This is a genomic window from Leptospira kmetyi serovar Malaysia str. Bejo-Iso9 (assembly GCF_000243735.2).
Taxonomy (GTDB): Bacteria; Spirochaetota; Leptospiria; order Leptospirales; family Leptospiraceae; genus Leptospira; species Leptospira kmetyi.
Genome location: NZ_AHMP02000003.1, coordinates 2906475 through 2929125, shown reverse-complemented (window position 1 = coordinate 2929125; position 22651 = coordinate 2906475). Strand labels below are relative to the sequence as shown.

Below are 22651 nucleotides of genomic sequence, written 5' to 3'. Positions count from 1 at the left end.
TTATAATTCATCCGATTATTACTGAATACTTATGGAACAAAAAAAGAGAACAAATGTTCACTATGATTTCGATTTCATCGTAGTCGGAAGCGGCTTTGGTGGAAGCGTATCCGCGATGCGTTTGAGTCAAAAGGGTTATTCCGTCGCTGTGATCGAATCCGGTAAACGATGGAAGTCCGAAGATTTTCCGAAATCGAATTGGTCGCTTAACAAATATCTATGGATGCCTCGCATCGGTTTTTACGGAATTCAAAGACTGAATCTTTTGAAGGATTTTTTTCTCGTAAGCGGCGCGGGAGTGGGCGGAGGAAGTTTGGTTTATGCGAACACGCTTTATGTTCCGGGCGATAAGGTTCTCAATTCCGCTACGTTTAAGAAACTGGGAGGAAAAGATAAGATTCTTCCCTATTATTCGATCGCCTCAAGAATGTTAGGCGTTACACAAAACCCTCAATTGTACGAATCGGATTTTATACTCAAGGAAATCGCCGAGGATATGAATCGAGGAGATACGTTTCGTCCCACACCGGTCGGCGTTTTTTTCGGCGAGAAGCCCGGTAAACTTACGAAAGATCCGTACTTTTTGGGTGAAGGACCCGATCGAGTCGCTTGCAATCATTGCGGCGGTTGTATGGTCGGTTGTAGATTCAATTCCAAAAACACGTTGGATAAGAATTATCTGTTCTTTGCCGAAAAGATGGGAACCGAGATCATTCCCGAAAACAAAGTCGTTTCTCTGATTCCTCTGGACGAAAACGGAAAACCCGATTCTTCTTCCACCGGAGAATTCGGTTATCAAATCCGAACCCGGTCCACGACGGGCTTTTTCGGTTTTCCAAGAAAAACTTTATATGCAAAAAACGTAATTCTTTCCGCGGCGGTGATGGGAACCGTAGGACTTCTTTTAAAGATGAAACAAAAAGGAAAAATGCCGCGTATTTCGGAAACCTTGGGAGACAGCGTAAGAACGAACAGCGAAACCGTATTAGCAATTACTAATTTTAAGAAGGACGCGGATTATTCCAAAGGGATTGCGATCACTTCTTCGATTCATCCCGACGAACATACGCATATGGAACCGGTTCGTTATCCGAAAGGCTCCGATTTTTTCGGAACGATCGCTTCGGTTCTTACGGACGGCGGAGGAAAGTTTCCGAGACCTTTGAAATATTTTCTGACCCTGTTCACCGATCCGATTTATTTCTTTAAGGCTTCTTGGCCTTTCGGATTCGCACAGAAGTCCTTGATTCTTTTGGTGATGCAGACCTTGGACAATAAAATCCGTTTGGTTCGTATGAGAAGATTCGTTTGGCCCTTTGAGAAGACGATGAGTTCCGCTTTGACCGAAGGAGAAAAAACTCCCTCTTACATTCCGATCGCAAACGAAACCGCGCGTAAGATCGCCGAAAAAACCGGAGGAGTTCCGAGAAGTTCGATCAACGACGTCTTGTTAAACGCTCCGATTACGGGGCATATCATGGGCGGTTGTATCATGGGAGATTCCGAAAAAGAAGGAGTGATCGATTTTCAAAACCGGGTCTTCGGTTATCAAAATCTGAGAGTTTGCGACAGTTCGATGATCACCGTCAATTTGGGAGTCAATCCGAGTCTTTCGATTACGGCTTTGACCGAAAGGGCGATGTCCTTGATTCCACCTAAAGAAGGATTCAAACCGATTGAATTTCAGTTCGAGAAAAAATTCGGAGTCTCTTCGATTCTTAAATTTCAAAACGGCAAGAAAGATACGAAGAAAATCGAAGATTCAAAAAGTTTAAAAAAGAAATCCGCAAAAACCGGAAAACAAAGTTCGGTCCGAGCAAAAAAATCTTCCCGATAAAACGGATTCTTCTTTCTTTTCCTAATTTTGAGGTTAAACAAGAGGGCGAGGTTCGTTCTCTTGAGTTTAGAATTACTTCATAGAAAAGATTTGTTTAAAGAAGACGCGTTTTGGGGAGGATCTTGGAGATCCGGAAACTCGGATCGAAGAATTTCCGTTTCCGATCCCGCGACGTTGAAGGTCATAGGTTCCGTTCCATCCTTGGGTCAAAAAGAGACCTTGGAAGCGATCCGAACTTCGGTGGACGCGTTTCAAGATTGGTCGAGAAGAACCGCAAAGGAACGTTCGATTCTCATCCGAAAATGGGCTGACCTCATGCAAAAGAATCGGGAAGACCTCGCGATTCTCATGACCTTGGAACAAGGAAAACCTTTGAACGAATCGAGAGGAGAAATCGATTACGCGTCCTCTTTTTTAGAATGGTTTTCGGAAGAATCCAAACGCACATACGGAGATATCATTCCCAGTCATCGAAAAGATACGAAGATAGAAGTTTTAAAACAACCCGTCGGAGTCTGCGGGATTTTAACTCCTTGGAATTTTCCATCTTCGATGATCACTCGTAAGGCGGGCGCGGCCTTGGCCGCGGGTTGTACGGTAATCAGTAAACCTTCGGAGCTGACCCCATTCTCCGCTTTAGCGTTAGTCGCGCTTGCTCTGGAAGCCGGAATTCCGGAAGGAGTGTTTCAAGTTTTAACCGGTTATCCCGAAGAAATCGCAAACACTTTGGTCGATCATCCCGATGTTCGCAAGATCAGTTTTACCGGTTCCACCCGAGTCGGAAAGCTCATCATGGAAAGAAGTTCCAAAACCTTAAAACGATTGTCCCTCGAGTTGGGAGGGAACGCGCCGTTTTTGATCTTCGACGACGCGGACTTGGAAGCCGCGGTACGCGGAGCCATTCTTTCCAAATTTAGAAACGCAGGACAAACCTGCGTTTGTGCGAATCGATTTTTGGTTCAGAAAGGAATTTATAACGAGTTTATAAGTTTATTTTCGGAGGCCGTCTTACAATTAAAAGTCGGCAACGGATTTGATAAGGACGTAAACATCGGACCCTTGATCTCCGAAGCCGCGATCGGTAAAATGGAAACCCATATCGAAAACGCAAAATCGACGGGGGCAAAGGCGGTCGTCGGCGGGAGCAGAATCGAAGCCGGGAAATTATTTTTTTCGCCGACTGTTCTTTCGGATATAAAAGAAGAATCGCTTTCGATGAAAGAGGAAGTCTTCGGTCCGATCGCGCCCGTCTTCGCGTTCGATTCGATCGAAGAAGGGATTCGAGTGGCGAATTCTACACCTTCGGGCTTAGCGTCCTACGTTTATACGCAGGATTATCGAAAGATTCGAACTCTTTCGGAAAGAATCGAATCGGGAATTTTGGGAATCAACGAAGGTCTCATATCAAGCGAACAAGTTCCGTTTGGAGGCGTTAAGGAATCCGGTTTCGGAAGAGAAGGATCGAAGTATGGGATTCAGGAATATCTTAACGTCAAATATGTCTGTATCGGTGGTTTTTAAGTAGCAAACAATCACAGTTAGCTTATTTGAATTTTAAATCGTTTGGAGCGTATAACAGTCGATACATTCCTTAAATTTCCTTTTTGCTTGACGATAATAATTTTAAGAAGTTTATAGAGCGCCTGCGTTATGATGGATTTAATTTACCTGAATTACTTTTCCTTAGCTTCGTTGATCGGAGTTCTTTTTATCGGGTTCACTACGTTCTTTTTCTTTTCGATTCAAGAAAAGTCGTCCGGCACGATCTATCTTAGCATCGGGCTCTTTTGTCTCGGAATATTCCACCTCGGCTACATGGTGGGATTTCCGTTTTACGGACCTTGGTCCGTGTTTCACAGATGGATCGTAATTCCTTCTCCGTTTTTAGGTTTCTTATTTTTGATCATGTTCTTTCTCCACTACCCGGAACCGATTTCCAGGAAGGTGGTGATCCCGGTTTTTTCAACCGCGCTTTTCGGCGTTCTCGTGATCTGCGTTTGGTATTTTTACGAATCTCTTTCCGCCAAACGGGTCTTCTACTTTTCGGGGCACTACTGGGATTTTCAGATCAATCTTTTTTATAAGATTTATTCGGCGATCATTCTCCTTTACACCGCGTTCTTCATGATCATAGGCGCATGGAGAATGATCAAACTCAAGGGTAAGGACAGAATCATCACGGGAATCATTCTAATTCCGTTGACGTTAGTCACGCTTGTGCCCGGGGTTTTTAACGCGATGAGCCGCGACGGAGCGGTTTCCAGAGAATTGTACCAAACCGTTTTGGACATTTCTCTCGTGATCGGTTTGTTCGTGATTCTCGTGGGTTATATCAACTACACGAGTGAAAAGACCTCCATTCTTTCCAGAATCACCGGGATCACTTTGGCGACTTTCTTTTTGATCCTTCAGATCGTGAGTATATTCATCTTCAACAAATACGAAGAATCGTACGACTTGATCAAAAGAAAGGAAGTCCGTTTATCGGTCGCAGGTTTGGAGATTTCCAAAGACGCCGAATACGTTTTCGAATACGATCCCGATGCGGATTCGGTCCAAACTCGATTCTCGAAAAACTCCGAACAACCGAACGAGTTCATGTTGAGAGAATTCCGTTTTTTTAAAGTGGCTCATAATCTTTTCGAATTGCCGTCCCTTTCCAACCGCGAACTCGCCGACAAAGCCGAAAGTATATTAAAGAATTCTCCTGCGGGTTTCGAAGCGTATAAGGCCGGAGTGAAGGAATATCTTTCTTCGCGAAAAGAAGAACGTCTTTCCGGTAAGGAAATCGAATCGTATTTCGACGATTTGGAAAAGAAGCTGGTCGTACTCAGAAATAAATACTTTCATTTGCCTCCCAAGGAGAAAAACGATCCGGCTTCTCTGGAGAAGTTGTTTCAGTCCGAGGTTCCGGGAATCGCAGGATATCTGAAAGAACTGAAAAAGTCCGCGTTGAATCCGAACATTACGGATTCTGCAAAGAGGGAAAAGATCATCAATACTCTTCTCACTCAGGTAAGAAGACTCGATGAAAGAACTTACAAAGGAGAACGCATCTACGAAATCGGCGGTGCGGTTCCTAAACATTATATTTCCTACTTTTACGTCGCGGAATCCGGAGCAAAAATCTACGAGGTAGGTTTTCGTTACGAATCCTTACGCGAATATCTTCATTCCACGGGAAAGATTCTTTACATATCCGCGATTTGTATTCTTCTTCTCGTCCTTTTCGGGTTCCGTTTTTTCTTTCAAGGAGCCTTACTCAATCCTCTCGAAGAAGTCGTGATCGGTTTGCGAGAAGCCAATTCCGGAAACTTGGAATATCGTCTTCAAGTGAAGGTCGAGGACGAAATCGGTTTTATCGCGCGTTCGTTTAACAGAATGGCGAGATCGATCCAAGCCGCTAAAAAACGTTTGGAACAATACGCGGACGAACTCGAAGAGAAGGTAAAGGAAAGAACGAAGGAACTTCAACAAACGCTCGAAGAAGTTCAGGAGTTAAAACAACAACAGGACGGGGATTATTTCTTAACCTCTCTTTTGATCAAACCTCTCGGTTCCAACAAGGCTCGTCAGGAAAACGTAAAAGTGGATTTTCTGATCGAACAAAAAAAGAAATTCTCCTTTAGAAGATTCAACGATGAGATCGGCGGGGACATCAACATCTCCAACGGAATCGAATTACAGGATCGATATTATACCGTATTCTTAAACGCCGATGCGATGGGAAAATCCATGCAAGGGGCGGGAGGCGCTCTCGTACTCGGAGCCGTGTTCGAATCGATCATCGAAAGAACGCGCATGGCCGCTACGATGAAGGAACAATCTCCCGAACGTTGGTTGAAGAACGCGTTCTTGGAATTGCACAAAGTGTTCGAAAGTTTCGACGGTTCCATGCTCGTATCACTCGTGTTAGGCGTAGTCGACGACGAAGCGGGTTTGTTGTATTTTATCAACGCGGAACACCCGTGGACCGTTTTATACCGGGACGGAATCGCGAGTTTTATCGAAGACGATCTTATGTTTAGAAAACTGGGAACGACCGGAATGGAAGGGACCGTTTTTATCAAAACCTTTCAGATGGAACCGGGCGATATTATCATCGCCGGATCGGACGGAAGGGACGATCTTCTCGTGGGAACGGATCGGGACGGCGGAAGAATCATCAACGACGACGAAAAATTATTCCTAAGACAAGTGGAAGAAGCGAACGGAGAACTCCAATCGATCTACGAGGGAATTCATAAACACGGATCTCTTACCGACGACCTTTCATTGGTTCGTGTTTCGTTTAAGGAGAATTTGAGTCAGTCGAAGATCGCGCTTGCACACGAACGAGAACAGATCCGCGAACTTTTGAAAAAAGCGAAGGAAGGCGCGGGCAACAAAGAAATCGAAGAAGCGATTTCTTATCTGGAACAAGCGGAGACTTTGAACAATCAGATTCCCGAAGTGAAGAAATTATTCGTAAGTCTGTTCTTGAAAAAGAAGGATTATAAAAACGCCGCGCTCTACGCGGAAGATTATCTGAACTTAAAACCGGTCGATAAGGAAATTCTTTACATCGCTTCGACCGCGGCTCGTAAGTCCGGAAGTTTTCAAAAGGCTTTGGATTTCGGAGAACGGTTGAAGCTGAGAGAACCGAATCATATTAAGAATCTTGTGAATCTCGCTCAGATTTATATCGCGTTAAAGAATTACAAACGCGCTATGGAAATGGTGGACGTGGCCTTGTCCGTGGATCCTAAACACGAAGTGATCTTAAAGATCCAAGACGTGCTTAGGAAGTATTCCCACAATATGGCGGAAACGGAATCCTAATCGTTTTTACGATTGAGGATGAATCGTAACCTCGGAACGGATCGAGTTTGAAATGAAACAATTCTTATGCGCCTTTTCGTGAAGACCGACTAACGTTTCCGAATCGGGAATTTTTTCGCCCTCGAACGTTACTTTAGGGTGGAGATCGATTTTCGTTACGACCATCTTTCCTTCCGCGGTCTTTTCTAGAGTTGCGATCGCATTGTCGCTGTAATCCGAAACCGTAAAACGGCTTTTAGCCGCCACCGCGAGAAAAGTCAAGAAGTGACAACTGCACACGGAAGAAGCCAATAGTTCCTCCGGGTTCGCATGTTCCGCTTTTCCGTACGTATCCGGAGTGGACGAGCCGAATATTTTTTGACCGCCGCCGTACTGAATCGTATGCGTTCTGTCATAAGAGTCATATTTGAAATCTTCGGGTCCTTTTTTCCAATATAAGCCAATTTTATGTTCAGACATGTTCATTCCTTCTAATTATAAAAAATTAATGTAGTTCGAATCCGACTTAGAAACGATCCGCCCGGGAAAGGCTTCTGTCAAAAAGAAACTTCATTCGGATGTTCTCGAAATCGGACGGAGTCATTTTGTTATCTCGTTATAATTCAGCAGATAATCCGATCAAAATCAAGAATATTAGTAAAATCAAAAATCGAAATACGACAAAGACGGAACGTTATCGTTTTCGAATCGGAAATTCTTAAGAAAGAGGAATTGGAAATTATAAATTTCTCTTTTCGGAAAAACCATTGCTTTTTCGAACTAAATGTTCGTCATTTGTTACATGTCCTTAAAGAAAGAATCAAAAAGAAAAACAGACGAAGAAATCATAGCGTCCGGTCCGGCGTATATCAACTGGATCCGTCTCGGTTTGATTCTTCTTTATTATTCATCGATCGCGATCGGTTGGAAGCGGAGTAACGTGGTTCAGAACACGTTGTATCTGAGCGGAACGACCACGATGCTTCTTTATTTTTTATACAGCTTTTTTCAGATTCGAAGAACCGGAAATCTTTCCCATACCTTAAGTAAGGCCTTTATCGTTACGGACGTTGTGGTTTTGTTTTTGGTGATGTTAGGAGCGGCCATGGATCATCCCGATTATACTTCGGGCGTGGTTAAAAGTTCCGTGTTGTACGGGATCAGTTATCTTTATATCATATCCGCGGGACTTTTGCTTTCTCCGAACTTCGTTCTTTGGGTGGGAATTTCCTCGGCGATCGCACAAACGGCCGTCGTTTATACCGCGACTTTATACGGTTTGGTTTTGGCGGAAGAACCGAAACTCGCGAACTCATTGGGACACGCGGCCTTTTCGGAACAGATTACCAAAATTCTTTTTATCTTCGCTTGCGCTTTGATCGTGAGAATTCTCGTGAATCTTTTTATAAAACTTCGGGAAAACTCCGCGTATCGTCAGGAAGAATTGGAAGAATCTCATAAGATGATCGCACAAAGAAGCAACAAGATGCACGACTCCGCTCGATATCTGAAGGATTCTTCCAAAAACCTGAAAAACTTTATGGATGATTTTTCACTTTTGGTTTCGACACACGCTTCCTCTTTCGAAGAGATCAGTTCGACCATGGAGGAGTTTCAATCGCAAACGGAGAATTCTTCCGATAACGTAAAAAATCAGTTTAGCAATATTGAAAGTTTAATCGGACACAGTAGCAATCTGAAATCGATCATCGAAAAGATTTCCGTATTCAACGAGGCTTTGGATCAAAGCATCGACAAGGTTCGAAAGTCCGGTTCGATGGTCACCGGATTTGTGGAAGAACTTTCGGGATCTCTTTCATCTTTGGGAGATTCTTTCCGAAGCGTGGGCGAAGTGAACCGGATCATGTCCGAGGTCGCGGATCGGACCAATCTTCTTTCCTTGAACGCGTCCATCGAAGCGGCGAGAGCCGGTGAGGCCGGAAAAGGTTTTGCGGTGGTCGCTCAAGAAGTTTCCAAACTTGCGGAAAGTAGCGCGGGGAACGCAGATCTGATTTCCAAAATCATCCGTGATTCTTCCAATCACGTCGTGACCGGACAAAAATCCGCGGAAACAACCGCCGGTCACGTTAAGGATCAGGACGTTCTCTTTCAGGATTTATTTTTGAGATTCGACGAGTTCTCGAAGTTGTTCGAGGAACAGAAGAAGATCAATTCTCAATTTTTTTCAACACTCGATCGTTTACGCGCGCTATCCTCGGAGATCGAACTCGCGTCTTCGGAACAAAGTATCGGTTTGAAAGGAATCGTTCAAGCGATCGCTTCACTGCAAAATTCCATGGAATCCCTCGTGGAAAAAAGCGATACCTTGAGCGTGATCGTACGAGAACTTGAAACCCAATCGGACGCTCTTCTTCAAGCGGAATCGATTTAATCCTAAATGTTACATAATCCTCGGGTCGTAAGCGTGACGTTTATTTCAGTTGTCATTCTACCCTTTTTCAAATGTTTAGTAAAAAGGAACACTCGAGGAAAGGGAAAATGGCAAACATCTATTACGACGCCGACTGTGATTTAAACTCGCTCAAAGGTAAGACCATTGCAGTGATCGGCTACGGAAGCCAGGGACATGCCCAGGCTCAAAACATGAAGGATTCCGGACTCAAAGTTATCATCGGTCTGAAAGAAGGATCCAAATCAGTTCAAGACGCTAAGAATGCGGGTTTCGAAGTGTACAGCGTCGCTGAAGCTTCTCAAAAAGCAGACATCATTCAAATTCTTGCACCCGATACGATTCAAGCGGATCTTTACAAAAAAGATATCGAACCGAATCTTAAAAAAGGCGACGCGCTCGTTTTTTCTCACGGGTTCAACATTCATTACGATTTCATTCAACCTCCGAAAGACGTGGACGTTTATATGGTCGCTCCAAAAGGACCGGGTCATCTCGTACGCAGAGTTTATACTGAAGGCGGCGGGGTTCCCTGTCTGATCGCGATCTATCAGGATTCCACCGGCGAAGCGAAGAAAAGAGCTCTCGCTCACGCGGCCGGAGTAGGCGGAGGACGTGCGGGAATTCTGGAAACTTCTTTCCGTGAAGAAACCGAAACGGATCTTTTCGGAGAACAAGTCGTTCTTTGCGGCGGTCTTTCCAATCTGATCATGGCCGGTTTCGAAACGTTAACCGAAGCAGGTTACGATCCCGAGATCGCTTACTTCGAGTGTCTTCACGAAGTGAAACTCATCACCGATCTTATTTACGAAGGCGGATTGGCGAGAATGAGATTCTCCATTTCCGACACCGCGGAATACGGCGACTACGTGAGCGGTCCTCGCGTGATCGACGCAGGCGTTAAACAAAGAATGAAAGAAGTTTTGAACGACATTCAAAAGGATAAGGGAGCGAAATTCGCAACCAACTGGATGGCGGAAACAAAAGCGGGATATCCGAACTTCAAAAACATGAGAGAAAAGAATGCGGCTCACCCGATCGAATCGGTCGGTAAAAAACTGAGAAGCATGATGAAATGGTTATCTAAGTAATCTTTAAACCGTTTCAAATTTTTCGAAAGAAAAACCCGGTCGATGAAAGTCCTCCGGGTTTTTTGTTTTATAGAGACAACTTGACGTATGATACGAAGCAATAGTTTTCAAATCCTAAATCCAAGCGCAGTTGGCTGGATACGTAACTTTAGATCATGCCAGGTTATAATTGGAATATACCTGGGTTATAATCGGATTAGCAAAAGGAATGAAAAATTCAACTTCTAAATAGAATGATCTTTCTTTTTAAGCATTCGAAAATTATGATATTTTAATGTTATTTTAAAGATAGGAATTCTTTGTTTCGATTTTCATAGGAATCCGATTTGACAGTTCTCGATGAACTCGTTTATATACCCTGTCAGGGTTAAAGTGGGAATTCTATTCCACAAAGGGCCCTGAAAAAAGTTGAAAACAGGAGTTTTTATGTTTCGCAAACCGGTTGTAGCCATTTGTATTCTTTTCCTACTTCTTTCGCTGAATTCACTCAGCGCAAAGTCGTACGCATTCGGAAGTCTCGGTCTTCAATTCGATCTCGCCCAGATGGGTGGAACGATTACGAAAGACGGTTTGGATTCCGCAAACTATTACGACGTAGCCTCGGGTGGAACAGGCGGAAATGCAAACTCCGGTGTAGCGACGAGAAGGGCGGTAATCCCTGAAAATCGTTTGCAAACCCTCGAGAACACGACCGTGGGATTGATTAACGTGAAGGCCAACGGAGCCATGTCCGGACTTGTTTTTTCAGCCGGTTACGAAAAAGATTTCGCTAAGAATTTTTTTATGAGAGTCGCCGTAAATTATACGAGAAAATATTTCGGAGGAGATACGGAAGCCAAGGCGCTCGGATTCAAATTTTATGATATTACTTGGGATTACAACGCGGTCCAAATCCCGATCAACGTAGGACTCAAAATTTCCGTTTCCGAAGATAACGCACTTTATATCGGAGGCGGGGTTCATTATTTCAAAGGTGGGTGGAGTTTGGCGGGTTCCAATCTTTCCAATCTGGTTCACGACGCGGTAATGCCCTTAAGTCCCGCGGTTGCCGGTTTGATTTCGGATGGAACCAATCCTCCGGCGATTTGGGAGAATGCGAGATTCAGCGTTTCCGGTATCGCACCGAACTGGATCATCGGCGCTCAATCTAGAATCACGGAAAAAGGTTTTATCTACATGGAAGCGGAAACGCTTTTCTCTTATAAATTAGGATCGGGTCATACGCAGTCCGCAGGAGGAATTCTCGGATTATCACCTTCTCCTTCGTATCCTATTGTGCTCGGCGGAACACAATATCGAGTCGGTTACAAACACGAACTCTGATTTAAGATCGATTCTAAAATTTTTAAAAGGCTTTCTTACGAAGGCCTTTTTATTTTTAAGATCGAACGCTGAATAATATCCGTTTCCTCAAGAACACGGACAAACAAAGTTTCGGAAAATTCTTTCCTAAATTCTGAACTCCCGATTCTTCCCCCAAAAAAATAATGACAAAAGGATTTCTTTTGTTACCCTGATTCCATTCTGAATCATCCTAGGAGGCCAGGTTTGAAAACCAAGCTATCGGCAATCAGCGTCTGTTTGATTTTATTTTTTGCGACGGACGCATTTGCACAAAAGAGATACGGGCTTATCTTCGGTTCCAACTATACCGGTAATAAAGCCGGAATTCCGGAACTGAATCTTTGCGAGGCGGACGCAACTTACTTGAACGACGAAATTCGAAGAGTCGGAAATTTCGACGAAGTCAAAATCGTTCTCGGAAAAGACGTAACAAAAGACAACATAGAAAAAGAGATTAAGGCCTTAGCAAAAAAAGCGGGTGATAACGATACCGTGTTACTTTACTTTTCCGGTCACGGTGCGTTTCAGAGAGACGCGTCCGCAAAGAATGGAATGAGAAACCTGATCATTTGTTATGACAGACCTCACCTTCCGGACGACGAACTGAATAAGTATTTAGAAAAAGTAAAATCGCCTAAGACGGTTTTTATCTTCGACTGTTGTTTTTCCGGCGGTATCGCTAAAAAAGGAAAAGCGACTCGCGGTTCTGCGGACGTTCCGATTCCGGAAGGAAGCGACGGAACCGTTAAACAGGATTCGGAAGATTTTTTCTTTCAAGATAAAGCGATCATTTCTTCCGCGGACGACAATCAAACCGCGATTGAAGTCGGCGGCAGTATCAATCACGGGATTTTTACGTATAACTTCGGTAAGGCGCTCAGCACGGCCGACTTAAACAAGGACAACGTCGTAACGGCTTTGGAAGCGTTCTTTAAGTCCAGAGAAGAAACCGTTCAGATGGCTAAGAAGTTTCAGCATGAGCAGGTTCCTCAAATTTCGGGAAACGCTTCCGGAATCTTTTTATCCGGTAAAAAAAATCCAGAACCTCCGAAACCGGTGGATCCTCCGAAACCTCCCGCTCCTTCCGTCGATCCTGAACCCGATCCCGTAAAACCCGATCCGGTTCAACCCGTCGTAACTCCTCAAGAACCTCCCGTCGTACCTACGAACGAAAGAGGGGATCTTGTTTTGAAAACTACGATCATCCAAGATCGAGCGTACGGACTTTCGGATCTTCCGCCCGATATTCTTATCTTTGCTAAAAAGAAAAGAAAGGGAAATCGAAACGTTAAAGTTTATATCGACGATCAGGAATTTACTTCTTCGGTTACCGCTTCTTCTTCCAATTTCTGGGGTGCGGTGAAAAGACAAGGCCAGCTGATTCCTGGAAATATCTACACGATCACGTTGAGCAAGGTTCCTGCCGGAGTTCATAAGATTACGATCAAAGCTGACGATTATCCTGAAATTCAGGAAACGTTTGCGGTTCTTCCGAATAAGAAGAACGAACTTCCGATCAACGTTTCTATGAGCGGATTCGGAGCGATTCAAGGAAAAGTTTTTTACAAAACCTTGGATAACCCTGTGATCAATCAGCCGATCTTCATGCCGACGATTTCCAGCGTAACCGGAATTCAAAAACTGAATACGGACAGCGAAGGAAACTTTTGGTTTACGAACCTCAAGCCGGGTGATTACGAAATTAAAGCTTCTTTTGCGGAGGATTTGAATCTTAACAATTCGATGATCAACGTAAGAGAAGGCGATGTAACGAAAGTGGACGTTATCCTCAACGTGAAGATGCCTTCCACAAAAACGAAATACTAAATCGTATTTCGTTTTAACAAGTTACGAGTTAAACAAAAAAGCCTGCTAATTTAGCAGGCTTTTTTTATTTCTAAGAATTCTTTTGAAAGTAAGAATTCAAAAAAATCCTCAAAGGTTTTTTACGATGGGAAGAAGACGTTTAGTCTTTCAGAAAATTCTTCCATTCGCTCGATCTAAATCTGCGTTTGCGGATTTCTTTTAGTTTTTTCATTTGTTCGGCGTTGAGAAGGTTGCCCGCTTTTAGGCCTGATTGAGGAAGAATCGTGTTGTTTACGAGGTTTGCGACGGTTTTGTCGATCGAAAGAAAGGAACTTTTCAAGTCTGGATCCATTTCTGGGTAAAACATTTTGCGCCTCCATGCGACTTTCTGGTTTGGTTCGAGATCTATTTATTAGGAATCCTGCCCCATTCTCATCCTTGAGAAAGCAATTGACTCCCTGAACTTACTATCGAAGAAATTGGAAAATCCTTGAGTATTTTTTTTCTTGTACGAATTTTCCCAAAACGGTAAAATTGCAAAAAAATGCAGATCCGGCTCATCAACAACACGGGTAAAAGAACGGGAAGATTCGTCGCGTACGAGTACGGCACGGATCTGTTCGGTTACGTGTACGTGGATAAAATCAAAGGTAAGGAACGCGGAAAATTGGTTTCGCGTTGGGTGATGCCTGATCTCGGATCCTTGGTTCGTTTGTTGGATTTTGAGATTTATAAACGAGAAAACGAACACTACGAAAATATAAACTCCCTCACAGGATGACTTCCTCGCTTCGGATCGATCGGCTTCGAAACAGAGCTGAGAAATTAAAACGATTTCACGATCGAATTTCCGTTCTTCTTTCCAGACTTTCCTTATTCCGCCTTATTTTCTTTTCGGCCTTTGTCCTTTGGATTTCGGTTTTTTACTATCTGCGTTCTCAGGCGCTTTCTTATCTTCCTTCTTTGATTCTTCTTTCGGTTTTTTTCTTTTTCGTCGGGCGTTATAAAAGAACGGTTTTAACACGAGAAAGAATCCGGCTTTGGCTTTTTGTCTTGGAAAGGGAATCCGCAAGAATCACAATCAAAGGATTCGGAAAAAAATTCGGAACACGAGTTTCTATGGAAACGATTTCTCCTTTGGCGAGAGATTTGGATCTATTTCGGGACAACGGATTGTTTCTTTGGTTGGATGCGACGTTCACTTCGAACGCCGAACAGAAATTGATTTCGCTTTTGGATCCGAAAGACGAGGATTTTTCCTCGGATTTTAAAAGGGAGAATGTTCTTTTCCGTCAATCCGTAGTTCGTTCGATTTCCGAAAAAACATTAGCAATTCCTAAAATACAAAGACTTGCCTCGTATATCGGCGAAAACCGGGATTCTTCCGTTTCAAAAACGAAAACGGAGATGAAGCTGATTCAGAACGACGATACTTCCAAACTCTGGGATCGTTACCCTTGGCTGAAAAAGATCTACAGACCGGTTACGATTCTCGTTTTGGCGTTTGTTCCCGCGAATATTCTTTTGGGACTTCCTTTTCCGGCTTCGGTTTTATTCTTAAATCTGATTCTTTTCGGATTGTATCGTTCCAGTTCTTTGGAGATTTTTCGGCAATACTATTCTCTTTCTGGTAGCATCGGCGGACTTCAGAAAATTCTAATATACTTAAAGGGACTGAACGTTCAGGGAAGGGACGGAGGATTTCTTTTAAAGGACACTTCCAAGGAAGAATTAAGTTCCGCTTATCAGGATCTGGATCGGATTCTCAAACGTGTCGCATTAACGGAAGCCCCGCTTTTACATCTGATCCTGAATAATCTGTTTCTTTACGATCTTTGGATCTTACAAAGAATTTCCAAGTGGAGGGAAAAACATTCCGTTCTTTTGGAAAAGTCGATCGAGGATCTTACGGTTTTCGATTCTCTGTTTTCTTTTGCAAATTTGAAATGGATGTTTCCCGAATATTGTTTTCCGGAAATTCTTCCCGAAAATTCCAAGAGCGGAGTTTCGGGAAAAGATATTTTTCACCCTTTGATTTCTAAGGAATCAAGAGTCGCCAATCCTCTGGATCCGATCGAGGAAAGTGATGTCGTATTAATCACAGGTTCGAATATGTCCGGTAAGACTACGTATTTAAGAACGATCGGTGTAGCTTCCATTCTTTCTTTGGCCGGAGGTCTTGCGCCTGCGTCGAGTTTTTCTTTGCCGGTTTTAAAAGTTCATACAAGTATGAGAAACGAAGACAACTTGGAAGAGGGGATTTCCTTTTTTTATGCGGAAGTAAGAAGACTTTCGGAGATCGTTCAAAAAATCAAAAATCCGAATTTGCCTCATCTCGTTTTGCTCGATGAAATTTTAAAGGGAACAAACACACGGGAACGTTCCCTTGCGTGCAAAGGAATCTTAAAAGAGCTCAAGAAGAATCGTGCGATCGGCTTGGTGACGAGTCACGATCTCGAACTCGCAAAAGTTCCAGGAGTGATTTTAAAACACTTTCAAGAGGAAGTTTTAAACGGAACCATGCACTTCGATTATAAAATCCGCGAAGGTTTGGTGGAAACGAGCAACGCTTTGAGAATTCTAATCCAAGAAGGAATGGATTTGGATTTTAGTTGAGGTTAGGGTTTGCGGAGCCGTGTTTGGGGTTTTCAAGAACTTTTTAGAGGCGCTGTCGGAGGTACGACAACGAAACTTTTTTGTTGAGAATATTCGATTCTTCTGATATGTGAGAATTTTGAAATTTTTCCCGCCACCGCTCCCCACCGCCCAAATGCGGGTGGGGCCGAAATCAGTTCACGGAAATTTGTCGTAGATCCGACAAGTCCCACCTCAATCTAATCTTTTCGTAAAAGAAAAATTCCTATTAAAAGACAAAGAGCGCCTAACGTGGAAATCGCGGCCGGTGCGATGAAAAAATAAATAAAACCCGTAACCGCAAAACAGGCAATACAAAAGAAAACCGGAATCAAAAGTTTCAAAGCGGCTCGCGGATTTGATTCGGAAAGATCCGCTAAGAACCAAAGAAGAACAACTAAAGAAATCAAAACGATGCTCAGATTCAGGCTCATTCCCGTATAAAACTGATCGTAAGAACGGTCGACTCCTTCCATAGGAATTTTCGTTTGTTGCATCGCGGAGATCGTACTCAAAGCCCGAGCGTCGACGGTATTGTATCTTGTAAAGTGTCCGGTGGAATGTCCCGCAACGAATACGAGCATCAACGCCGATGCGATTCGAATCAATAACCTTGCTTTCATACGTTCTCCTAAATCTTATTATTTCTTTTTGTTCTCTTCTTTGGATGAAAACAATCCTTTGAAACCTTCCCAAGCGTCTCGAACGTATTCGGAAACGACCGAGCCCGCGATTCCCCCTCCGTACGGTCCCCCCACCGGAGTAAAGAACGGCGCGAGAATGGTACTTCCCGCAAAAACGGAACCGAGCCAGATCGGATCTATATAAGGAATCGATTGTTTAAAAACTCCTTTATAGATGATCGGAATTTTCAATGCGCGACCTACGATGTTACCGCCCAATCTTAAGTTTAAAAGAACGTCCACATTCTTTTCAAAACTGATACTTCCTTTTCCGTCCGCTTCCAATCCGTTGCCTTGTACTTTGAGGTTTTGAAAGTAGAAACGATTGTTTTCGATTTTAAAATCCGATTTTAAGGAGGAGAATTCCACCTTTCTTCCATCGATTCCGTTTAAGGAAAGAATCTTTCCAAGCGTGTTCAAAACCGGAATCATAAAGTTCGCGTAACCGAGCAATTCTCCGTTGAGAATTTGAAGATTACCCGAGCCTTCCATGTTTCTAAAAAAATCCGCGACAAAATCCGTGGATCGTTCGGAAACTTCAGTAACGAAGTTGAACTTGCTGAACATATTTCCGTTGATGATCTGTTCAGTTACGTACGGCATAAGAATCCGATCCGATTGGATTCTATACGCTTCTCCTTGAACTTCGAAACGCGGTTTAAACGGATTAATTTTAGATTTTCCTAATATTTCTCCGTTGTAAATATAAGCGTGGAAACTAGGAATATGAATCCAAGGATAAGTGTATTTTACTTCCGCTTTTAAAACGGGAAATCTGTGTTTTAAAGCGTACACGTTTTTAAGATCCGCGCTGAAATAAAAAACTCCGTCGGGTCGAGTGGGATCGTCGAACTTCTTCGTGAACTCGAAAAGTCTCCCGAGTCGAAGAACGCTGTGATAATCCAGATAATTGGAAGTGACTTGAAAGGACGCGTTCGTTTTGTAATTCCAAAGAACCGTTCCCTTTGCGCTTCCTTCCGCGACTCCGGGCCAAATCGCGGTGATGTACGGAAACTCCAGTTTTTTACTCGGAATGTCCAATCTCATTTCCATACTGATCTTGAGATCGCCGAACGGGGTCCCGCCTTTGTACGCGAAGTTCTTCGCTTGTGCGATCACGTTAAAATTAATCGTGCTGTTGACCGCTTTGGTGATCTTAACCGTTCCGTTAAAGATCGTTTTGGAGAAATCCGCGTTCGGAAATATAAACAGAAGATCTCTAAAAATCGAAAGAGAACAGTTATCAAAGATGACCGTAAGTTGAAATTGCAGTTTTTCAAGAGTGGTGGGGAATTCATCCAAACCCGCGTTGCCGTAAATCTGAAAACTTTGACCGTCGAGTTTTCCTTGTAAGGTCAGATCCAAAGTATTTCCGTAAAAAGAAATACCGAGCGAAGAATTCCAAAGATAAATTCCGTACGTGCGATCGTGGACGTCGTCTTGATAGTGAACGTAAAAATTCTCCACTTGAACGTTCTTCAATCCTATCTTTAGAATTTCTTTCGGGTTGAGAGAAGCGCCGTTCGACGGAGAATCGGGATCGAAAATACGGATCGTTTGCGATTTATGTTCTTCTTCGTTTTCCTTTCCCTTTTGAAGAAATTCGATTACGTCGATCGAACCATCTTTATGTTTGTGAAGATTGATTTTTCCGCCCGAGATATAAATATCGCGGATCTCCACTTTTTGTCCAAGCAAACCGAACCAGGAAATATCGATCTTAATCTGATCGCTGATTCCTACGATCAAATCTCCCTTTTGAACTTGAACCCGGTTGAGTTCGATTCCGGGAAACGGAAAGAGAATGAGATCCGAAGATTCCACCTGAACCTCAAGACCGGTTTCCTTTTCGATTTCGGTAAGAATGAAGTCCTTATAAAAATCCTGACGGGAAAGAATCGGAAGCAAAGTAAAAAGAGCGAGCGCGAGAACCTGAAACAAAAGGATCGCAAGAAACTTGATGCGGTTGCTATATAAGAATTCTTGAATGCTTTTCAGGGATTTCATTTTTACCGATCCAACGGAAAATGACAGAGTACCTTTTGGCCGGCTCCGACTTCTTTCCAAACCGGAACCTCGGATTTGCAGAGATCCTGCGCGATCGGGCATCGGGTATGGAAATGACAACCGGAAGGTTTGTTTACTACGCTCGGGATTTCTCCTTTGAGCGGGATTCTTACCTTTTTTCTGTCGTAGACGTCGAACGTGGATTGAAAAAGGGCTCTCGTATACGGGTGGGCCGGTTTGGAAATAATTTCTTTAGTAGCGCCGAGTTCGACGATTTTACCCAAATACATAACGGCGATCCTATCCGAGATAGATTTTACCACACCGAGATCGTGCGAGATAAACAAATATGAAAGACCGAATTCGTTTTTTAATTCGACCAAAAGTTTTAAAACTTGAGTTCCCGTGGAAACGTCGAGAGCCGAAACCGATTCGTCGCAGATGACGAACTTAGGTTTTAAAATCAAGGCCCGCGCGATCGCGATTCTTTGTCTTTGTCCTCCGGAAAATTCGTGCGGAAATCGCGTAAGAATATCCGCGGATAAATTCACTCGTTCCAAGATTTCTTTGATCTTTTTTTCCGCTTCTTCGATGGAAAGTTTTTCGTGAATTTCCAAACCTTCCATCAGAATTTCCGCGATCGTCATTCTCGGGTTTAGGGAAGAATACGGATCTTGAAAGATGATCTGAAGATTCTTTCTAAACGGAAAAAATTCCGAGGAGGAAAGGGATGTGATTTCGCGGTCTTCAAAGTGAATCGATCCCGATTCCGGTTTTAATAGTTTTACGAGACCTCTTCCCAACGTGGATTTGCCGCAACCGGATTCTCCCACTAAACCGAGAATCTCGTTGCTTCCGATTTCAAGATTGATTCCGTCCACTGCGGCGATCCGATTTTTTTTAAATCCGAATCCGGATTTCGTATAATAACTGATTGTTAAATCTTGAATGCGGATCATGTCGTATTAAATTGATTCCCGATTTTTTGCGAGGAAACACGCCGAAAGATGCGGTTCTCCTTCGGACTTTATAGTAAACAGTTCCGGTTTACTTTCTTTGCAAGAATTGAATACGGATTTGCAACGAGTAGAATAATGACATCCGATCGGATATTGATCGGGCGAAGGTACGATTCCGTGAATCGGTTGTAAATCCTCGACGGTTTTCGCAAGAGAAGGAATGGATCGAAGCAAATCTACCGTATAAGGATGATTCGGCGAATCGATCACCGAATCCGTATCTCCGAGTTCGGCGATTCTTCCGGCGTACATCACCGCGATTCGATCCGCGATCGTTCCCACTAAACCGAAGTCGTGCGATATAAAAAGAATGGACATCCCGTTTTGTTTTTGCAGATTCAAAAGAAGTTCGACCAACTGCGCTTGAATCGTCACGTCGATCGCGCTCGTAGGTTCGTCGGCAATCAGAAGACTCGGATCGCACATCAGAGCCATCGCGATGCTGATTCTTTGCAGAATTCCTCCGCTCATCTGATTCGGATAAGAATATAATCTTTCTTTAATATCCGTGATGCCGACCGAGGAAAGAAGAAACTCCGCCTTTTCGATCGCCTCCTTACGGTTTTGAGAAACGTGCATCAGATACGCTTCGATCATTTGTTCCTGGATTTTCAGCAACGGATTGAGAGCCGCGAACGGTTCCTGAAAGATATAAGCGATTTCTTTTCCTCGGACCTTTCTCAATTCTTCCGAAGAAAGTTTTAGAAGATCCTTTCCTTGATATAAGATTTCTCCGGACTTTACTTTGGATATATTCGATGGAATCAATCGCGTCAACGCGAGAGAAGTAAGGGATTTGCCGCATCCCGATTCTCCGATCAAAGAAAGAATTTCACCCTTTCTGATTTCGAAGTTTAAGTTCTGCAAAACTGGAAGCCATTTACTTTCGGAATGAAGATCCAACGAAAAATTCTTAACCTGAAGAAGAGGCGCGTTCATTCATACACCGCCTTTTCTCTGGAATCGAAAGAATCGCGCAGACCTTCTCCGATAAACGAAGTCAACAAGATCGTAAGAAACAAAGCGCTCGAAGGAAACGTGATCAACCACCACGCGCTGAGACGTTCTCTTCCTTGTCCGATCATTTCTCCCCAAGAAGGATTCGGCGCGGGAATTCCGTAACCGAGAAAGTCCAACGCGCTTAAAATCGAAATCGATCCGATCAAAGTAAAAGGTAAGAATGTAACGAGCGGTGTGATCGCGTTGGGAAGAATATGACGAAGCATGATTCGAAACGAACTGACTCCCAAGGCCTTCGCGGAATCGACGTAAGTAAGTTGTTTGAGTTTGTAGAATTCTCCGCGCATATAATACGAAATTCCGATCCAACTCAAAGCGCCGTACGTGATCAAAAGAACCGTAAATCCTCTTCCGAAAAACGCGCCCACGATCAGGATCAAATATAAAAACGGAATCGCGGAAAGAATTTCTATGATTCTCTGCATGAGAATATCCGTCTTTCCTCCGAAATAACCCTGAACTCCTCCGATCAAGGTTCCCATAGCTAATTCAAGAAATACTAATATAAGCCCGAAGCTGAGAGCGTTTCGATACGCGTAAAAAACTCTCGTGAAAACGTCGCGACCCCGATCGTCGGTTCCGAGCCAGTGTTTGCGATTGGGAGAAGAAGGAGGCGTTTCGCCTTCTTCCAAACTTTCGAGATTATCCTCGTTGTATCCGTACGGAACGGGAGCGAAAAGCATCCAGTTGGAACCGGAAACGAAGTCTTCTCTTTGCGCTAATTTTTTGTAATTCGGCGGAGTTAAATTCTCCCCTCCGAACTCGGATTCGGGATAAAACGAAAAAATGGGAAACCGCCATTTGTCTTGATAACTTACGATCAAAGGTTGGTTGGTGGCGATCAAAGGAGCGAAAAGTGAAATCGAATAAGAAATCAATAATATGATTAACGAGTACCAAGCCCTTTTGTTGGCTTTGAACTTTTGAAACCGTTTTACAAAAATCGGACTGAGAATCATTCGAACTGAATCCTCGGATCGATGAGAACGTAACAAAAATCGGAGAGAATATTTCCGGTTAAGGACAAAAGACTTTGTACGAGTAAAAGTCCCATCATCAAATCCGTATCTCTTTCGGTCACGGCTTGAAAACTCAAGAGCCCCATTCCGTCGATGTTGAATACGAGTTCGATCACGAGCGAACCCGCAAAGATCAAACTTAAATTGCTGCCGAACCCGGTCGCGATCGGAATCAAAGAATTTCGAAACGCATGTTTGAAGATCGCTTCCTTAAAACTGAATCCTTTCGAAAGCGCGGTGCGAACGTATTCTTTCGAGATCTGATCCAAGAGAGAATTTTTCATCAACAAGGTAAGAACGGCAAAGGAACCGGAAACGTAACAGATCACGGGAAGAAACATATGTTCGATTCGATCGACTACTTTTTCCCAAGAAGACAAGGATTCGTATTCGTCCGAAACTTCGTGGCCCAACGGAAAGATCGAAAGCAATTCTCCCGAAGCGAACGTATAAAGAAGTAAAACGGAAAGTGCGAATACCGGAATCGAATACGTGATCAAGATGATTCCGCTCGAAGCGATGTCGAACCGTTCTCCGTTTTTTAAAGCCTTTGAAATTCCGAGCGGAATACAGATGAGATAAGAAAGTAAAAATCCGGAAAGTCCGAAGGTCAATGATACCGGAAGTTTTTCCAGAATCAGATCGGATACTTCTCTTGTGTGAAGTCTGGATTCTCCCAAGTTGAAGGTGAGAATTTCTTTAAGCCAATAAAGATATGCGATTCCTACCGGCTTGTCCAAGTGTAATCTTTTTTTGATGAGGTCGATTTCCTCTTCCGAAATCGTTTTCGCGCTTCCGCCCTGCGAATTTGCGTAACCTCGAATTTTTGCGATTTCCGTTTCCAGCGGACCGCCCGGCGCGAAGTGAGAAATTAAAAAAACTATGAACGTCATGCCCAACAGCGTGGGTATGATGAGAAGAAATCGTTTTAGGAAATATTTTTTCATCTCGTTCAGAGTTCTCGGAAAACAGTTTCAAGGA

General features: G+C 43.5%; 17 protein-coding genes. 9 read left to right on the top strand and 8 right to left on the bottom strand.

From position 1 onward, the window contains the following. The first annotated feature begins 31 nt into the window (after nt 1-31). The 3 genes from LEP1GSC052_RS16085 (at nt 32) to LEP1GSC052_RS16075 (ending at nt 6658) form a co-directional block, all read left to right on the top strand. The gene (locus LEP1GSC052_RS16085) at nt 32-1837 is read left to right on the top strand and encodes a GMC family oxidoreductase (RefSeq protein ID WP_040913087.1); all 1806 of its coding nucleotides are present in this window, start codon (nt 32-34) and stop codon (nt 1835-1837) included. A gap of 60 nt (nt 1838-1897) precedes the next feature. Then, nucleotides 1898-3358: an NAD-dependent succinate-semialdehyde dehydrogenase gene (locus tag LEP1GSC052_RS16080; RefSeq protein ID WP_040913649.1), complete on the top strand. Its 1461-nt coding sequence runs from the start codon at nt 1898-1900 to the stop codon at nt 3356-3358. Nucleotides 3359-3490: 132 nt separating this feature from the next. Further along, nucleotides 3491-6658, top strand: a complete 3168-nt coding sequence (locus tag LEP1GSC052_RS16075) for a SpoIIE family protein phosphatase (RefSeq protein WP_020985915.1) — start codon at nt 3491-3493, stop codon at nt 6656-6658. A 6-nt stretch (nt 6659-6664) separates the two neighbouring features. On the opposite strand, the gene LEP1GSC052_RS16070 is transcribed toward LEP1GSC052_RS16075, so the two are convergent. Beyond that, entirely contained in the window at nt 6665-7117 is a 453-nt protein-coding gene (locus LEP1GSC052_RS16070; protein WP_010573231.1) for an OsmC family protein, read from the bottom strand. Nucleotides 7118-7439: 322 nt separating this feature from the next. Here LEP1GSC052_RS16070 and LEP1GSC052_RS16065 point away from each other — a divergent pair, with 322 nt between their 5' ends. The 4 genes from LEP1GSC052_RS16065 to LEP1GSC052_RS16050 all read left to right on the top strand — a co-directional run bounded on the left by LEP1GSC052_RS16065 (nt 7440) and on the right by LEP1GSC052_RS16050 (nt 13309). Beyond that, a complete protein-coding gene (locus tag LEP1GSC052_RS16065) occupies nt 7440-9029 on the top strand; it encodes a methyl-accepting chemotaxis protein (protein ID WP_020985530.1) in 1590 nt (529 codons plus the stop codon). Nucleotides 9030-9136: 107 nt separating this feature from the next. Beyond that, nucleotides 9137-10138: a ketol-acid reductoisomerase gene (gene ilvC / locus LEP1GSC052_RS16060; protein WP_010573233.1), complete on the top strand. Its 1002-nt coding sequence runs from the start codon at nt 9137-9139 to the stop codon at nt 10136-10138. A 426-nt stretch (nt 10139-10564) separates the two neighbouring features. Continuing rightward, nucleotides 10565-11461 (top strand): porin OmpL1, encoded by an 897-nt coding sequence (locus LEP1GSC052_RS16055; protein ID WP_010573234.1) that lies wholly within the window; start codon nt 10565-10567, stop codon nt 11459-11461. A gap of 225 nt (nt 11462-11686) precedes the next feature. After that, entirely contained in the window at nt 11687-13309 is a 1623-nt protein-coding gene (locus tag LEP1GSC052_RS16050) for a caspase family protein (protein ID WP_010573235.1), read from the top strand. A 139-nt stretch (nt 13310-13448) separates the two neighbouring features. On the opposite strand, the gene LEP1GSC052_RS16045 is transcribed toward LEP1GSC052_RS16050, so the two are convergent. Continuing rightward, entirely contained in the window at nt 13449-13655 is a 207-nt protein-coding gene (locus tag LEP1GSC052_RS16045; protein WP_040913085.1) for a hypothetical protein, read from the bottom strand. Nucleotides 13656-13832: 177 nt separating this feature from the next. On the opposite strand from LEP1GSC052_RS16045, the gene LEP1GSC052_RS16040 reads away from it, so the two are divergent. Then, a complete protein-coding gene (locus tag LEP1GSC052_RS16040) occupies nt 13833-14069 on the top strand; it encodes a hypothetical protein (protein WP_010573237.1) in 237 nt (78 codons plus the stop codon). After that, nucleotides 14066-15904 carry a MutS family DNA mismatch repair protein gene (locus LEP1GSC052_RS16035; protein ID WP_010573238.1) on the top strand — a complete coding sequence of 613 codons (1839 nt, stop codon included), beginning with the start codon at nt 14066-14068 and terminating at the stop codon, nt 15902-15904. The genes LEP1GSC052_RS16040 and LEP1GSC052_RS16035 overlap by 4 nt, the downstream gene beginning before the upstream one ends. Before the next feature lie 218 nt (nt 15905-16122). On the opposite strand, the gene LEP1GSC052_RS16030 is transcribed toward LEP1GSC052_RS16035, so the two are convergent. Genes LEP1GSC052_RS16030 through LEP1GSC052_RS16005 form a run of 6 tightly spaced genes read right to left on the bottom strand, consistent with a single transcriptional unit; the run spans nt 16123 to nt 22617 of the window. Next, nucleotides 16123-16545, bottom strand: coding sequence for an LIC_13387 family protein (locus LEP1GSC052_RS16030; RefSeq protein ID WP_010573239.1), 423 nt, complete (start codon nt 16543-16545; stop codon nt 16123-16125). An 18-nt stretch (nt 16546-16563) separates the two neighbouring features. Beyond that, nucleotides 16564-18612: an AsmA family protein gene (locus tag LEP1GSC052_RS16025; RefSeq protein ID WP_010573240.1), complete on the bottom strand. Its 2049-nt coding sequence runs from the start codon at nt 18610-18612 to the stop codon at nt 16564-16566. 2 nt (nt 18613-18614) lie between these two features. Next, nucleotides 18615-19571, bottom strand: a complete 957-nt coding sequence (locus LEP1GSC052_RS16020) for an ABC transporter ATP-binding protein (RefSeq protein ID WP_010573241.1) — start codon at nt 19569-19571, stop codon at nt 18615-18617. A gap of 6 nt (nt 19572-19577) precedes the next feature. Beyond that, the gene (locus LEP1GSC052_RS16015; protein WP_010573242.1) at nt 19578-20570 is read right to left on the bottom strand and encodes an ABC transporter ATP-binding protein; all 993 of its coding nucleotides are present in this window, start codon (nt 20568-20570) and stop codon (nt 19578-19580) included. Beyond that, nucleotides 20567-21610, bottom strand: a complete 1044-nt coding sequence (locus LEP1GSC052_RS16010) for an ABC transporter permease (RefSeq protein ID WP_010573243.1) — start codon at nt 21608-21610, stop codon at nt 20567-20569. Before LEP1GSC052_RS16010 ends, LEP1GSC052_RS16015 begins: the two co-directional genes overlap by 4 nt. Further along, the gene (locus LEP1GSC052_RS16005; RefSeq protein WP_010573244.1) at nt 21607-22617 is read right to left on the bottom strand and encodes an ABC transporter permease subunit; all 1011 of its coding nucleotides are present in this window, start codon (nt 22615-22617) and stop codon (nt 21607-21609) included. Before LEP1GSC052_RS16005 ends, LEP1GSC052_RS16010 begins: the two co-directional genes overlap by 4 nt. Nucleotides 22618-22651 lie beyond the last annotated feature (34 nt).

What these genes read in the sequence shown, in the direction of transcription:
- LEP1GSC052_RS16085 (WP_040913087.1), top strand. Translation starts at nt 32, where the DNA reads ATGGAACAAAAAAAGAGAACAAATGTTCACTATGATTTCGATTTCATC.
- LEP1GSC052_RS16075 (WP_020985915.1), top strand. Translation starts at nt 3,491, where the DNA reads ATGGATTTAATTTACCTGAATTACTTTTCCTTAGCTTCGTTGATCGGA.
- LEP1GSC052_RS16070 (WP_010573231.1), bottom strand. Translation starts at nt 7,117, where the DNA reads ATGTCTGAACATAAAATTGGCTTATATTGGAAAAAAGGACCCGAAGAT.
- LEP1GSC052_RS16065 (WP_020985530.1), top strand. Translation starts at nt 7,440, where the DNA reads ATGTCCTTAAAGAAAGAATCAAAAAGAAAAACAGACGAAGAAATCATA.
- ilvC (WP_010573233.1), top strand. Translation starts at nt 9,137, where the DNA reads ATGGCAAACATCTATTACGACGCCGACTGTGATTTAAACTCGCTCAAA.
- LEP1GSC052_RS16055 (WP_010573234.1), top strand. Translation starts at nt 10,565, where the DNA reads ATGTTTCGCAAACCGGTTGTAGCCATTTGTATTCTTTTCCTACTTCTT.
- LEP1GSC052_RS16045 (WP_040913085.1), bottom strand. Translation starts at nt 13,655, where the DNA reads ATGTTTTACCCAGAAATGGATCCAGACTTGAAAAGTTCCTTTCTTTCG.
- LEP1GSC052_RS16040 (WP_010573237.1), top strand. Translation starts at nt 13,833, where the DNA reads ATGCAGATCCGGCTCATCAACAACACGGGTAAAAGAACGGGAAGATTC.
- LEP1GSC052_RS16035 (WP_010573238.1), top strand. Translation starts at nt 14,066, where the DNA reads ATGACTTCCTCGCTTCGGATCGATCGGCTTCGAAACAGAGCTGAGAAA.
- LEP1GSC052_RS16030 (WP_010573239.1), bottom strand. Translation starts at nt 16,545, where the DNA reads ATGAAAGCAAGGTTATTGATTCGAATCGCATCGGCGTTGATGCTCGTA.
- LEP1GSC052_RS16025 (WP_010573240.1), bottom strand. Translation starts at nt 18,612, where the DNA reads ATGAAATCCCTGAAAAGCATTCAAGAATTCTTATATAGCAACCGCATC.
- LEP1GSC052_RS16020 (WP_010573241.1), bottom strand. Translation starts at nt 19,571, where the DNA reads ATGATCCGCATTCAAGATTTAACAATCAGTTATTATACGAAATCCGGA.
- LEP1GSC052_RS16015 (WP_010573242.1), bottom strand. Translation starts at nt 20,570, where the DNA reads ATGAACGCGCCTCTTCTTCAGGTTAAGAATTTTTCGTTGGATCTTCAT.
- LEP1GSC052_RS16010 (WP_010573243.1), bottom strand. Translation starts at nt 21,610, where the DNA reads ATGATTCTCAGTCCGATTTTTGTAAAACGGTTTCAAAAGTTCAAAGCC.
- LEP1GSC052_RS16005 (WP_010573244.1), bottom strand. Translation starts at nt 22,617, where the DNA reads ATGAAAAAATATTTCCTAAAACGATTTCTTCTCATCATACCCACGCTG.